Source organism: Vibrio gelatinilyticus (assembly GCF_022836845.1).
In the GTDB taxonomy this organism is placed as follows: Bacteria; Pseudomonadota; Gammaproteobacteria; order Enterobacterales; family Vibrionaceae; genus Vibrio; species Vibrio gelatinilyticus.
Genome location: NZ_JAJNNZ010000002.1, coordinates 99,016 through 113,299, shown reverse-complemented (window position 1 = coordinate 113,299; position 14,284 = coordinate 99,016). Strand labels below are relative to the sequence as shown.

Below are 14,284 nucleotides of genomic sequence, written 5' to 3'. Positions count from 1 at the left end.
TTTGAGCCTATTCGCGGTGATAAGGGTGGTTAGCGGTGATAGACCATGCTCGATATAGGCTTTCCGCCATCACGATACGAACTAAAGGGTGAGGCAGTGTTAAGGCTGATAGCGACCAGCTTTGATCTGCCGCGGCTTTACACGCAGGTGCTAGGCCTTCTGGTCCACCGATTAATATTGATACATCGCGGCCGTCTAGCTTCCAATTCTCTAGTTGCTGAGCAAGCTCTGGGGTGTCCCACTTTTTGCCGGGAATATCGAGGGTGACGATACGGTTGCCCTTAGGAACAGCCGCCAGCATTGCTTCCCCTTCTTTTTGTAAAATACGCGCGATATCGGCATTTTTGCCACGCTTTCCTGCCGTGATCTCGACCAGTTCAAGTGGCATATCATGGGGGAAGCGTCGACGGTATTCTTGAAAACCTTCTTCCACCCACTTTGGCATTTTGGTACCAACAGCAATGAGTTGAATTTTCAAAACTAGCTCCAAAGCTTTTCAAGTTGATAGAGCTCTCGGTGTTGCTCTTGCATGACATGAAGCATCGTCGACCCCATGTCGACAACAACCCATTCACCTTCCAGTTCACCATCCATTCCCAGCGGTTCTAGTCCGGCTTTTTTTGCTTCACTGGCAACATGGTCAGCAATGGAAATAACGTGTCTTTTCGAGGTGCCTGTACACACTATCATACGGTCGGTGACACTTGATTTCCCCTCGACATTGATGGTCACAATATCCAGTGCTTTCATGTCGTCGGCTTTGTCGGCTAGAAAAAGTGTAAGGTCTTCGCTTAGCAAGTTATTTTCCTCTAAAGGTGTCATAGTTAATTACTTTTGTTGTTTGCTGATTGTAGCATGGATTTAGCTGCTAAAAGACAGGCTATTGTCAGTGGTACAAAGCTCTATGGTCAATTGCTGTATAAGTGGCCATGCTGAAACATCATATTGAGTTTTGGCCAGTATTTCGGTCTTAGTGAGTTGTCTCATTGCCCCTCTTAGACGCTGTGCGTCGAGTCGGCTCAATGCTGAGTTATAGAGAACTTTCTTTGATTGCCATATACGATATTTGTCGAATACCTGCTGAATACTCATTGAACCCAAGGCGTGCCTCATTTGTATTAGCTGGCTAAGCTCCTTCTGCAATGTTCTCAGCAAGATGATAACTTCAATACCCTCGGCTTCCAATTGGCGTAAGATGCGCTGTGCTCGATTTGGCTTTCCCGCCAATAACGCGTCAATCCAGTGGAATGCAGTAAAGTGATTGTGGCGGCTAAGAGCTTGCTGTACGCGAACTAGGGTAAGTGTGCCATCTGGATAGAGCAGTGAGAGTTTTTCTAGGCTTTGCGAGAGGGCGAATAAGTTACCTTCGTGCCATTGGCTTAGCAATTGAATCGCTTCGCCGTCAGCCTTTAGGTTGAGTTTGCGACACCGCTGCATGACCCATTGGGGCAATCTTTGTACATCTGGCGTAGCGCAGCTTACGTGTACACCATTATTTAAGAACCCCTTGAACCACTTGGCACTTTCTTGAGCACGAGTTAATTTGCTACCACTGATAATAAGCAGGATATCGTCATGTAACAACGGTTGTAGTTCAGCTAGCGATCTAGAAATAGTAGCGTTAATACCGGAGTCTGGTACCAGTAGTTCAATAACTTGGCGTTGTGCAAATAGGCTTAACGCTTGGCAACAGTCAAAGACGTCATTCCAATCTAAGGTATTGTCGATGGTGAAGCGGTGAACTTCTTCAAAACCTTGTGCTTTTGCCTGTTGGGTGATGAGTTGTCGACTTTCTTGTACGAACAAAGGTTCGTTACCGAACAGAAGATAACTGTGCTTTAGCCCTTTGTTAAGACTGTCTAGTAGTCGATCAGAAAATATTCTCACAGTGATTCCAATGCTAGGCTTATGGCGTTTCAGGAGCTAGATTTTCTAGCTCTTGATTGTCGTTTTCTGCTTGCTCTTTGGCTTCCTGTTTATCTTCGTACTCGACGATCTCAGTCTTAAGGCGAGCCATTTGTCGCATCATTTGTTGCGCTGAAAACTGGCGCATTTCATTGAGGATCATTTCACGCTCGGCTGCTTTAGCTAAGGCCGTCAACGGGTTATCTAGATAGCTTCGCGTGATGTTTGCGGTAAAGCTTTTCGCCCCTAAATCGGGTACGCTGACACGATAGTTTACTAGGTAGATCAACTCTTTTTCTGCTGTTCGGGTATTTTGATAAAGCGATAGAGTACGTTCTGTGATCTGCTCATTCGCAATATGCAGGTTCGGTATTTCCGCTTTTGGAGTGACTAAGTTGATATTGTTTAGGCGCAGCTGCTCTTTAACCAAACGAGTAATCATGGAAAAGTCATCGTAGCTGGTTACCGAAATCTCTCGGATATCTTCAGGAACTAAGTACTCACCACGAAATTGGAATCCACAGGCACTGAGTAGGGACACAAAAAAGACAACGATGGCGGTGCGCCTTACTGACGAGCGAAAAATAGGCATTTATGCTTAACTCTCAATGTAATAATGACTTATGAAAGCCCTCTTTGATAATTAAGAAGGTTTTCATAAGTCAAGAAGTTACCCATAGCCACTGAGTGACTATGGGTAGATGCAGACTAAATTAGTTAGCAACGATATTTAGCAGCTTGCCCGGAACATAAATGACTTTGCGTACAGTTTTGCCATCTGTGAACTTGGTTACGTTCTCATCGTTCAAGCCTAGAGCTTCCACTTGCTCTTTTGTTGCATCAGCAGCAACGGTCAGTTTCGCACGAAGCTTACCGTTTACTTGAACAACGATAAGCTTCTCGTCTTCAACCAGGGCCTTCTCATCGAAAGTTGGCCAAATAGCGTTGTCGATATCGTCGTTACCTAGAGCCATCCACATTTCAAAACAGATGTGTGGAGTGATAGGGTAAAGCATCGCCACAACAGCTTTTAGAGCCTCATCGAGAATAGCTCGATCTTGTGCTGATTCTTGTGGTGCTTTGCCAAGCTTGTTCATCAGTTCCATGATGGCAGCAATCGCGGTGTTGAATGTTTGGCGACGATCGACATCATCGGTCACTTTAGCAATGGTCTTGTGTATGTCACGACGCAGGGCTTTTTGGTCACCAGACAGTGCAGATGTGTCTATTGCTTGCGCAACACCTTTTGAAGAGTGCTCGTTCACGAGCTTCCAGACACGTTTTAGGAAACGGTTAGCACCTTCAACGCCTGATTCTTGCCATTCAAGAGTCATATCTGCTGGAGAGGCAAACATCATGAATAGACGAACCGTGTCAGCACCGTATTTGTCGACCATTTCTTGCGGGTCGATACCATTGTTTTTCGACTTAGACATTTTGATCATGCCTGAGTGTTCAACGTTACGACCTTGAGAATCTGCGGCTGACGTAATTTGGCCTTTACCATCACGCTCAATTTTGACGTCTGTAGGCGCAATCCATTCTTTCGTACCTTTTTCATTGGTATGGAAGAATGCATCAGCAAGTACCATGCCTTGACAAAGAAGCTTCTTAAATGGTTCATCAGAGTTTACGTAACCTGCGTCACGCAGCAGTTTGTGGAAGAAGCGAGAGTACAATAGGTGCATACAAGCGTGCTCAATACCACCAACATATTGATCAACAGGTAGCCAGTAATTTGCTTTCTCTGGATCTAGAATGTCATCAGCTTGAGGTGAACAGTAACGAGCATAATACCAAGACGACTCCATAAAGGTGTCGAATGTATCAGTTTCACGCAGCGCTGGCTCACCATTGAATGTGGTTTTCGCCCACTCTTTATCGGCTTTGATAGGACTAGTCACACCATCCATGACCACATCTTCTGGTAGGATAACCGGAAGTTGCTCTGCTGGGACTGGGTGAACTTCACCATCTTCTGTTGTTACCATTGGGATTGGCGCGCCCCAATAACGTTGGCGAGATACCCCCCAGTCACGTAGACGGAAGTTCACTGTCTTGTGGCCTTTCCCTTCAGCTTCTAGCTTTGCAGAAATCGCATCAAAGGCAGCCTGGAACTCAAGACCATCAAATTCGCCAGAATTAAACAGTTCGCCTTTTTCAGTGTATGCCGCTTCAGAGATATCCAGCTCGCTACCGTCAGTTGGCTTGATTACAGGTAGAATATCCAGACCGTATTTAGTGGCAAACTCAAAGTCACGTTGGTCATGACCAGGTACCGCCATAACCGCGCCTGTGCCATAGTCCATCAGAACGAAGTTAGCGACGAAAACAGGAACTTCACGTCCATTCAACGGATGAATAGCGGTTAGGCCTGTGGCCATGCCTTTCTTCTCCATTGTTGCCAATTCCGCTTCTGCCACTTTATTGTTCTTACACTCTTCGATAAACGCAGCCAGCTCAGGGTTGCTCTTAGCTGCAACCGCCGCCAGAGGATGACCAGCGGCGATACCAACGTAAGTCACACCCATAAGCGTATCAGGACGAGTGGTGTACACTTCTAGATTATCTTGACCTTGAACTTCAAATTTAAGCTCAACACCTTCAGAGCGACCGATCCAGTTGCGCTGCATGGTCTTAACCATTTCAGGCCAACCTTCTAGGTTATCGAGATCGTCAAGTAGTTCTTGAGCGTATTCAGTGATTTTGATGAACCATTGTGGAATTTCTTTTTGCTCTACTGGAGTATCACAACGCCAGCAGCAACCGTCTTCAACTTGCTCGTTGGCTAGAACAGTCTGATCATTTGGACACCAGTTTACCGACGAGGTCTTTTTGTACACTAAACCTTTTTGGTAAAGCTTAGTGAAAAACTCTTGTTCCCAACGATAGTACTCTGGTGTACAAGTCGCGAATTCACGATTCCAGTCGTAACCGAAGCCCAGCAGTTTTAACTGGTTCTTCATGTATTCGATATTTTCGTATGTCCAAGGTGCAGGCGCAGTGTTGTTTTTCACAGCCGCGTTCTCTGCAGGCAGGCCAAATGCATCCCAACCAATTGGTTGCATTACATTTTTGCCTTGTAGTCGTTGGAAACGAGAAACCACATCACCGATAGTATAGTTACGCACGTGACCCATGTGCAGTCGGCCACTTGGGTAAGGGAACATTGATAGACAGTAGAATTTTTCTTTATTTGGGTCTTCACTTACAACAAAGGTCTTGTTGTTGTCCCAGTGCTGTTGAACCTTTTGTTCAATCTCTTGCGGGTTATATTGTTCTTGCATCGATGATATCCGGTTATCTTGGAATTTGTGAGTTCCGTTAGAACAGAAACTAGTAGATCGTCATAGAATACCTAAAGGAGCCTCAGTCAACAATAGTCAATAATAGGGGGATGTATGCCAAAGCGTAAAGCAGGTTACGAAGAGATGATTGATGAAGTCGTCGATAATCTAAAACACAGCCCGGAAGAAATTCAGCATGTCCTTGAAAAATCAGGACAAGTTGTAGAGGCGGCTAATGATATGACAAAAGATGAGCTCGCATTGATCTCGGCTTATGTAAAATCAGATCTTAAGGAATTTGCCGAAAATTATGAAGAAAGTAAAAGCGGGCCCTTTTATCTCATGATCGCCAACTCAGTTTGGCAAGGATTGTTGGATATTACCGATCGGACTAAGATTGAATGGCTGGAGCTTTTCCAGGATCTTGAACATCAAGGAGTTTACAGTGCTGGTGAAATGATTGGACTTGGTGTCTTAGTATGTGAGAAATGTGGTCATAGAACAGAATATAACCATCCTACAACCATAACTCCATGCATAAAGTGCAGTCACAAGAGCTTTAGCCGTCAACCGTTAACACCTTGATTAGGGGGGGGGGGGGCATAGAGATAATGACAGCAACTTGACTGTATTGCCTTTTCACAAGGCAACGCTTTGAATAAACTCAAAGCGTTGAATATGGGGTGCGGCTTATCGGTTTTTGAATTGTTCAACCCACATTGCAGTTGCACCACAGACAGAGACGGGAACAACAAAGAGGTTCAAAATAGGGATGGACGTAACTAATGCGACCAGAAAACCGAAGCCGTATGCTTTACCTTGTTTTTGCTTGAGCGTGAGTCTCATGTCGTTGAAGGGCACTTTGTGGTTATCAAATGGGTAGTCACAGTACTGAATGGCTAACATCCAGGCGGTAAATAGCAACCATAAGAATGGACCTACAGTTTGTCCAAGTGCTGGGACAAGTAAAAGTAAAAATAATCCAATGGCTTTAGGTAGAACATAGATCAGTTTGCGCCACTCTCTTGCCAGTACGCGGGGAATGTCTTTTAACACACTGACAAAGCCGATGTTCGGGTTGACCTGTCCGGTCAGTTTTTCTTCTACTTTTTCAGCCAATAGGCCATTAAATGGTGCCGCAACAAAATTGGCCAAGGTACTAAAAAAGTAGGAAAAGGTGGCCAGTATTGTTAACGCCAGCAATGGCCAAAGTATGTAGCTTAGCCAATCCAAAAACTCAGGAAGGTAACCTAACCATTCGGCAATCCATGCATTTAGATTGGAAAAAAGGTAATACATAGCAGAGCCGACTAATAAGATATTGGCAAGCAGTGGTAGCAATACATAGCGCTTAATGCCCTGAGCAAAAGCCAGCTCTAAGCCATAGAAGAAGTAACCAAATCCAGAGCGTGTGTTGTTCAAAACATGTGTCCTTTTTAGTATCGATTAATGGCAATATAACAAAAAAGTCGTAAAGGAATCACAAACTTCTTAAACGAAGGTGTTCTAATATGGCATGGAGTTTTGGTAGAGTAGGGTGAATTGCAGAGAAAATACACTCTGCACCAAGGATAATTTTTATAACATTGAGAGCAAACAATGCAGGAATTGCGATTCGTACTCATAATTGTCGGTGCTTTAGCTATCGCCGCTTTATTGTTTCACGGCTTATGGTCGAGCAAGAAAGAAGGGCAGACAAAGTTTGCTAATAAGCCGCTTGGAAAGTTAGCTTCTGAAAACGAACAGGAAGACAATGATCACTCTTATGATGATTATGAGGTCATTCGCAAACCTAGCCATGAGCCAGACTTCGGACTAAGTCATGATGCCGGTGGTTTTGACCCTCTTGATGATGCTCGTTCTTCATTGGGCGAAGATGAAATGACTCAGTCAACCTCTCGCGTGACAGAACCGACGTCTTCGACAAAAAAAGAGCCAAAAATGTCCACTCACAGTGCGGTTGAACATGATGTTGAAGACGATCTCGATATTCCATCTTTTACTGCTAATATTGACGAGAATGTTGATTTAGAAAAAGAGATGCCAAGTGCAAACGCTGAGTGTGAACCTACATCACAGCCAGCCAAAGAACCTGAAATGCAAGTTATTGTTTTGAACGTTCATTGCTCGGGTAGCGACCCTTTCATCGGAACCAAGCTGTTCGATAGCATGAAGCAAAATGGTTTACTGTATGGTGATATGGATATTTTCCACCGTCATGCAGACTTATCTGGAACTGGCAAAGTGCTGTTTAGTGTGGCCAACATGATGCAGCCAGGCACTTTGAAGCATGACGATCCAGAGCAGTTTTCTACTAAAGGTATCTCGTTCTTTATGACCTTGCCAGGCTTTGGTGAAGCAGAGCAGAATTTTAAAGTTATGTTACGTACTGCTCAGCAGATAGCCGATGACTTAGGTGGTAATGTACTTGATGATCAAAGAAACTTGATGACGCCAGATCGTTTGGATGCTTACCGAAAACAAATCCATGAATTTAACGCTGAGATGGCTTAGTGCTTTCCAGTGTGCTCAATCAGACAAAAGGCTCCTCTGGAGCCTTTTTTATCAATAGATACTAGGTTAGAAAATGCCCCAAGCAACACGTGAAACATTAGAGCAGCTTAAGCAACAGCTGCATTACCATGCCGTTAAATACTATGTCGAAGACAGCCCTGAAATACCGGATGCTGAATACGATCGTATGATGCAAGAATTACTAAAACTTGAAGAAGCTAACCCAGAACTCGTCACACTTGATTCACCAAGCCAGCGTGTCGGTGGCACGCCGTTAGAGGGGTTTACACAAGTTCAGCATGAGATCCCAATGTTGTCGTTAGACAATGCTTTTTCTGATGAGGATTTAGATGCGTTTAGTAAACGCATGCTAGATAGGCTGAATACACCCAACCTTGGTGCATTTTGTTGTGAAGTGAAACTCGACGGACTAGCGGTGAGCCTGCTTTATGAAAACGGCGTTCTTGTTCAAGCTGCGACACGTGGTGACGGCAGTACAGGTGAGAACATCACCGAAAATGTACGGACCATCAGCGCGATCCCTCTAAAACTGCAAGGCGATGATATACCGACGCGACTGGAAGTGCGAGGTGAAGTATTTATGCCAAAAGCGGGTTTTGACAAGCTCAACCAAACAGCACAGAAGAAAGGCGAGAAGGTATTTGTTAACCCACGCAACGCGGCTGCAGGCAGCTTGAGACAGTTAGACTCTCGAATTACGGCTAAACGCCCTTTGAGCTTTTATGCATACAGCTTAGGCGTTATTGAGAGCGCACAGTTGCCACCTAGCCATTATGAACGCTTCTTAAAGCTTAAATCTTGGGGTTTCCCTATGGGGCCCGAAACAAGACGCGTTAATGATATTGAGGCGGTTAAAGAGTACTACCAAGACATCGCACAGAAACGTGATTCGTTAGAGTATGAGATTGATGGTGTCGTCATCAAAGTCGATACCATTGAGCTACAAGAGCGCCTTGGTTTTGTTGCACGAGCTCCTAGGTGGGCGATTGCTTATAAATTCCCAGCCCAAGAAGAGATCACCACCTTGAACTCTGTAGAGTTTCAGGTAGGCCGAACCGGTGCGATAACCCCAGTCGCAAAGCTAGAGCCAGTCTTTGTTGGTGGTGTGACAGTCAGCAACGCTACATTGCACAACAGTGATGAGATTGAGCGTTTAGGGGTTAAAGTCGGCGATAGCGTTATCATTCGTAGAGCCGGTGACGTGATCCCTCAGATCGTTGCTTTTGTTCCAGATAGACGCCCTGAGTCAGCTGTCGATATCGAGTTTCCAACGCAGTGCCCAGTGTGTTCGTCTTTGATTGAGCGTGTCGAAGGTGAAGCAGTCGCTCGCTGTACTGGCGGTTTAGTTTGCCAGGCGCAGCGTAAAGAGGCATTGAAACATTTCGTCTCTCGCAAGGCGCTCGATGTTGATGGATTGGGTGATAAGGTTATCGAACAACTGGTTGATAAAGAGATGGTTGAAACCCCGGCAGATCTCTTTAGATTGTCAGCAGGCGTCCTTACCGTACTAGAACGCATGGGGCCAAAATCGGCGCAAAATGTGGTCAATGCCCTTAATGCGTCTAAACAAACGACATTGCCACGTTTTCTCTACTCTTTGGGCATACGTGAGGTGGGGGAGGCAACAGCGGCAAACCTTGCTCAGCATTTTAAAACACTCGACAACATTATCAGTGCAGATCAAGATGCACTCATCGAAGTTTCAGATGTCGGCGGCATTGTTGCTACGCATGTACGCCATTTTTTCGCGCAAGAATTAAACCAAAAAGTCATTCGTGATCTACAAGCTGTTGGTGTTCATTGGCCAGAAGTGGCAACCTTGGCACAAGACGCTCCACAACCATTAGCTGGAAAGGTGGTGGTCTTGACAGGCTCGCTATCACAACTCAATCGCAACGAGGCAAAAGCCGCACTGCAAGCTCTCGGCGCTAAAGTGACAGGCAGTGTTTCTAAGAAAACGGACATATTGTTTGCTGGCGATAACGCCGGTTCAAAGCTTGCCAAAGCGCAAGAATTGGGCATTGAAATAAAAACAGAGCAAGATCTAATTAATATTCTCAATTAATTAAGTGGAATTGTAGAAAAGGGCTCTTTAATAAGAGCCCTTTTTTTGTGACCTTCGTCATGGAAAGTTAGAGAAGGAAAACAAATAAAAAAAAAGTGATCTGTGCGATGCTTATTATTTACACTGTACGAATTAAAAAACGCATGCGAGGCACTTCAAGTTTTTGATTGCGACCTTGATTTTAACTTATTGATTTTAAGGCGTGTAAAGCATTTCATTCGTCTCTTGGACAAAAATAAGATCTTCATCAATAACTCCCATCAAAATTTGCGCTCGCTCCTATTTTTGCAACGGAAATTAAGCCTTGAATTGATATTTTTTATCGCGAAGTTAGTCTTGTTTGTGCGGATACACGACGTGTAGACAGTAACGGAAAAACTTAGTTCAACAATTTTAAGTTTTAATAAAAAGGAAATACTGCGTTCTTCGGCGGCCAACTTAAGAACAAGGTATTACAAAAACAGCTATATCCATTTTTAGGAGTTATTTCCATGGAAAAAATGTTCAAACGCACTCTTGTCGGTGCAGCAGTGGCATCAATCGTATCTTTTGGCGCTTTGGCTGAAGGTACCGGTGGTCAGGTTGGTATCAACTCAGATTTTGATGTTGAAGTGTACGGTGTTGCAGCCATTTCAATGGTTAACTATAACGTCACTGATAACAACGATGACAGTACAGGTTTCGCGGTAGAGAACGAATCTCGAATCGGTTTCCGCGCTTCTGGTGACATGACAGACAGCGTTCGCGTAACAATGCAGATTGAATCTGGTTACGTAGATAATACAGATTGGCCACATGGTGGTGTTGCTGGTGGTGTGTTGGGTTTCCGTGATACCTATATTGGTCTATCGGGTGACTTTGGTAACGTTCGAATCGGTCGCGTTCTGACGCCACTATATGAAATCGTTGACTGGCCGTTCTCTAACCCAGGTCTGGGTTCGGTATTCGATTGGGGCGGTGCGGTTGCAGCACACTACGATCGCCAATCTAACCAAGTTCGTTACGATTCACCAAAATTTGGTGGTCTAACATTTGCAGCTTCAGTTGGTCGTGATGACAATGACAACGGTGGTGGAGCGGCAACACGTGATGCCTACTTTGCTGGTGCAAACGCTAAGTACTCGTTTGAAAAACTAACCCTAATGGGTGGGGTTGAGTCTGGTAAGCGACCAGATGCGGTTAAGGGTGATGCGGACACAGCAGCGTACATTGCTGGTTTTGAAGCAGCGCTTCCTGCAGGTTTTGGTGTTGCGGCCGCGTATAAGCACGAGCAGTCAGAGCAACTTGGCGTTAAACACGAGCAGGGTTCATACTCAGTGATTGGTCAATACTGGAATGGTCCAGTGGGCTTTAAACTAGGCTACGCAGCGAACCTAGATTCAGAGCTTGGTGGTGTGACGCAAGATAATACAGAAAATACAATTTCTGGTCAGTTAATGGCAGTGGTCAACGGCTTTGTTCCTTACCTACGTGTAGCACAACGCACAACCGGTGGTTCAGACAGTACTTCAGATATCGTAACTCGCGTGGGTCTTGAGTACGGTTTCTAACAAACTGATATAAATAGTAGTATAAGCTGAGCGTTAGCTAATTTGGCTAGCGCTCTTTTTGTCAAAGGAGAAGAATATGTTGAGAAAAACTGTAGTTGTAATGTCGTTGTTGTTAGGAGCATGCTCTTCCCTTGATTCAGAAAGTGATTTTTCTCAGTCAGTGGCAACGGTGAACTATCAAGGAAGTCAGGTTAACGTCATTGGTAAAACTTACACCCCGATTGCCGATTCAAGCAATGGCGGCGACATCGTTAAGTCGAAAGCGCTGGTTGTTCTACGAAGCCCAACAAGTTCTGATGCGATCACTGGCCAGGTAAATATGGAGGTGACCTACTTTAAATCTTATACCGAGTTTGAAAAAGTTTCCTATTTAGGAAAAACAGTCGACCTTATAGAGGTCAAACCCTCAACCAGTACCTGTACTGAGCACTGTACAGCATCTCAATATTTCTATTTCCCAATTGATCACGAAGCGGTTAATAGTGCAGAAAATGGTGACTTTAAGTTTGATTTGGTCACAAATAGTAATTACAAAGTGACCTTTACCATTGCAGGTGGGTACATCAATGCCCTGCGCGATGAAGTGGTTAGCCAAAAGGGCAGCCCGGCTGCGGTAGCGACTGTGCCTGTAGCGGCAGCAGTAAGTTCATCACAAGTTGAAGCTAACGCTAAGTCCGTAGAAATGATTCAATATTGGTATGAAAAAACACCGAAATCAGAACAAGCGCAATTTGTAGATTGGGCTGTTCAACATCGTAAGAGCGGCAGCAGCGAACCTGCCTTTGAGTCTCAACCTGCACAAATGATGCAATATTGGTACAATGAAGCCTCAGTTGAAGAGAGGCAAGCATCACTTGCATGGTTACTTGCTCTCTAGAGGTGATCTTAAGGAGTTGAAATGAACATCAGCCAAGTGGCAAAGTTAACTGGCTTAACATCCAAATCGATTCGTCTGTACGAAGAGCGCGATGTCATTTCTGCCCCTACACGTTCTGACAATGGTTATCGTGTCTATTCAAACAAACAGGTAGATGAACTTAAGTTTGTTTCTAACGCGAGAAAGGCGGGCTTTTCACTCGATGAGTGCAAAGAGCTTTTAGCCATGGAGCGAAACCCTCACAGAATGAGTGCGCAGGTTAAGCATTTTGCGAGTAACAAATTGAGCGATATTCGAGAACAAATAGAGGCTCTGCGCAATATCGAATGCAAATTGCAAGAGTGGGTTGAGCGTTGCCCAGGAGATGGGCAAAGTGCTTGCCCAATAATCGATGGGTTAAAGGAGGGGAATTGATCCGCCTCCTTTCAAGTCATCAATTGCTAGTATCGAGCACTACCATTCGCCATTTTACAATAGAGTTGGTATGTCGTTTTTTTAGTGCCATCCGGCAAAGTACATTCGACAACGCTTCCTATCACATTTCCCCCAGCGGTGTAATCACTCGCTATTGAAGGCATTGAAACTGACATTGCGAAAGCCATCGCGATTAGTAAAACTTTCATTTTGAATCTCCATAGCTGTTGGGCCAATCTGGTCATCAGACACCTTAAGTATGTATCTTGGAAAATAAAGATCAAAAAAAAGTTAGAACATTAAAAAATTTTTAAGTCCAAAAAAGTGAAACTTATTTGTAGACTGTAAATAATAATTGATTGATTTTATTGTGAATTAAATTCTTTCTTCAAAGCAAATTTCTTCTGCAGGAACAATAAACTGGATGAGACCGCTTACTTTGTTTCTAACAGTTAGTTAGATATGTACTTATATTTCAAGAGACTAAAATGTAAAAAATGCAAATTTGAGGGCTTTAAGCCGCAAGTGAGCAATTAAAGTCAAAATCCTCAAATCAAAGCTAGAAAATAGTTTAGGGTTCCATAAATTCACAGCCCGATTTGGTCGGAATTTGCAACGATTCAACGGTGAAACCCTGTTTTTCGAGTAAAGAGATCATATTGTCAGAACCTACTAAATGCAGTGTACCAACGGCGACTAAGAACTTACCTTCGGAAAAACTTGCTTTTGTCAGTAGTGTATCCACCCATTGTCTGTTTCTTGAATAGATAAACTGGTCCGCAAACTCCTCGTTCATGTTTTCCGTTTGCAGCAGTTGTTCAAGGTTATCTTTATCCCCACTTTTCCATGACTGAATTAAGCAATTGGCATTGCTTTGGGCATACGGCCATTCACTCAATGTGTCTAATAGCATTTGTTTGCCATTGTCAGGTTGCTGGCCGAGCAGATCTATTTGAAATTGCATTGTCTCGAGCCCAAACACTGGCACTTTATTTACCTGAGCTTTTTGGGTGAGGACTTTTTCGACCCCCAGAGCAGGTTCATAACCCAGTTGAGAAAATTGTACTTGTTGTAGCGTCAGTGCAACCACCCAAGGAGGCTGTTGTTTAAGTCTGGATGAAGGAATACCAAGTGTCTTCGCTGCAGTCTCTAATTGTTGAAGTTGAGAGTCACTCAAAAGGTTAACAACAAAATCACCTTTGTTTGCCGTAGGCAATACCACCCTTTGTTTACTCAGGTCAGCTTCAAGTATTAAGCCATCACTCTCACGCAAATAAGGTTCAATGCGCTCTGGAAGAGGGTAAAGCGTATCACTGCCCACATGAACCGTGCCCAGAATAAGAAACTCTTGTTTCCCTTTTTGAACAAGCCAATGTAGTGGCTGAGAATAGGCCGATGATGATAAGGCAATGAAAAGCCAGGTTAGAAAAGTCGTTCGTTTGGTGAGTATCCGAGCTCTGAATGTCATCATTACCTTTTATATTCAACTGTCATATTAATGAAGGTGGATAATTGCAGTGTAGCACTTTGCCAGACCCGGAGAATGGCCATCCGAGCTAATTCTATAGCTTCTTGTGTTATAAATGATGATTCACTAGGTAAATTAAGTTTCGGTGTGAGCGGTCATTACCTTCGTTTTTTTGTGATTACA

At 44.2% G+C, this 14,284-nt stretch carries 14 protein-coding genes; 6 read left to right on the top strand and 8 right to left on the bottom strand.

What is annotated here, in order from left to right:
* Window positions 1-7: 7 nt before the first annotated feature.
* The 5 genes from rlmH to leuS all read right to left on the bottom strand — a co-directional run bounded on the left by rlmH (window position 8) and on the right by leuS (window position 5,192).
* A complete protein-coding gene (gene rlmH, locus LNL84_RS02680; protein WP_244355050.1) occupies window positions 8-478 on the bottom strand; it encodes a 23S rRNA (pseudouridine(1915)-N(3))-methyltransferase RlmH in 471 nt (156 codons plus the stop codon).
* Between the two features lie 2 nt (window positions 479-480).
* On the bottom strand, window positions 481-798 hold the full coding sequence (gene rsfS, locus LNL84_RS02675; protein WP_244355407.1) for a ribosome silencing factor: 318 nt from the start codon (window positions 796-798) through the stop codon (window positions 481-483).
* 63 nt (window positions 799-861) lie between these two features.
* Window positions 862-1,887 carry a DNA polymerase III subunit delta gene (gene holA, locus LNL84_RS02670; protein ID WP_244355049.1) on the bottom strand — a complete coding sequence of 342 codons (1,026 nt, stop codon included), beginning with the start codon at window positions 1,885-1,887 and terminating at the stop codon, window positions 862-864.
* Between the two features lie 19 nt (window positions 1,888-1,906).
* On the bottom strand, window positions 1,907-2,497 hold the full coding sequence (locus LNL84_RS02665; RefSeq protein ID WP_244355047.1) for an LPS-assembly lipoprotein LptE: 591 nt from the start codon (window positions 2,495-2,497) through the stop codon (window positions 1,907-1,909).
* Window positions 2,498-2,618: 121 nt separating this feature from the next.
* A complete protein-coding gene (leuS, locus tag LNL84_RS02660) occupies window positions 2,619-5,192 on the bottom strand; it encodes a leucine--tRNA ligase (RefSeq protein ID WP_244355046.1) in 2,574 nt (857 codons plus the stop codon).
* A 114-nt stretch (window positions 5,193-5,306) separates the two neighbouring features.
* Between leuS and LNL84_RS02655 the strand changes: the two genes are divergently transcribed.
* Window positions 5,307-5,777, top strand: coding sequence for a zinc ribbon-containing protein (locus tag LNL84_RS02655; RefSeq protein WP_244355044.1), 471 nt, complete (start codon window positions 5,307-5,309; stop codon window positions 5,775-5,777).
* A 105-nt stretch (window positions 5,778-5,882) separates the two neighbouring features.
* Here the strand turns inward: LNL84_RS02655 and cysZ are convergent, their stop codons facing one another.
* Window positions 5,883-6,614 (bottom strand): sulfate transporter CysZ, encoded by a 732-nt coding sequence (cysZ, locus tag LNL84_RS02650; protein ID WP_244355042.1) that lies wholly within the window; start codon window positions 6,612-6,614, stop codon window positions 5,883-5,885.
* Window positions 6,615-6,791: 177 nt separating this feature from the next.
* On the opposite strand from cysZ, the gene zipA reads away from it, so the two are divergent.
* The 5 genes from zipA (at window position 6,792) to cueR (ending at window position 12,633) form a co-directional block, all read left to right on the top strand.
* Window positions 6,792-7,706 carry a cell division protein ZipA gene (gene zipA / locus LNL84_RS02645; protein ID WP_244355040.1) on the top strand — a complete coding sequence of 305 codons (915 nt, stop codon included), beginning with the start codon at window positions 6,792-6,794 and terminating at the stop codon, window positions 7,704-7,706.
* A gap of 73 nt (window positions 7,707-7,779) precedes the next feature.
* Window positions 7,780-9,792: an NAD-dependent DNA ligase LigA gene (gene ligA, locus LNL84_RS02640; RefSeq protein ID WP_244355038.1), complete on the top strand. Its 2,013-nt coding sequence runs from the start codon at window positions 7,780-7,782 to the stop codon at window positions 9,790-9,792.
* Between the two features lie 491 nt (window positions 9,793-10,283).
* Window positions 10,284-11,342, top strand: a complete 1,059-nt coding sequence (locus LNL84_RS02635) for a porin (RefSeq protein WP_244355035.1) — start codon at window positions 10,284-10,286, stop codon at window positions 11,340-11,342.
* 76 nt (window positions 11,343-11,418) lie between these two features.
* On the top strand, window positions 11,419-12,219 hold the full coding sequence (locus LNL84_RS02630) for a DUF2057 family protein (protein WP_244355033.1): 801 nt from the start codon (window positions 11,419-11,421) through the stop codon (window positions 12,217-12,219).
* A gap of 21 nt (window positions 12,220-12,240) precedes the next feature.
* Window positions 12,241-12,633 (top strand): Cu(I)-responsive transcriptional regulator, encoded by a 393-nt coding sequence (gene cueR, locus LNL84_RS02625; RefSeq protein WP_244355031.1) that lies wholly within the window; start codon window positions 12,241-12,243, stop codon window positions 12,631-12,633.
* 26 nt (window positions 12,634-12,659) lie between these two features.
* Here the strand turns inward: cueR and LNL84_RS02620 are convergent, their stop codons facing one another.
* Window positions 12,660-12,842 (bottom strand): hypothetical protein, encoded by a 183-nt coding sequence (locus LNL84_RS02620; RefSeq protein ID WP_244355027.1) that lies wholly within the window; start codon window positions 12,840-12,842, stop codon window positions 12,660-12,662.
* Between the two features lie 362 nt (window positions 12,843-13,204).
* On the bottom strand, window positions 13,205-14,104 hold the full coding sequence (locus LNL84_RS02615; protein ID WP_244355025.1) for a TraB/GumN family protein: 900 nt from the start codon (window positions 14,102-14,104) through the stop codon (window positions 13,205-13,207).
* Window positions 14,105-14,284 lie beyond the last annotated feature (180 nt).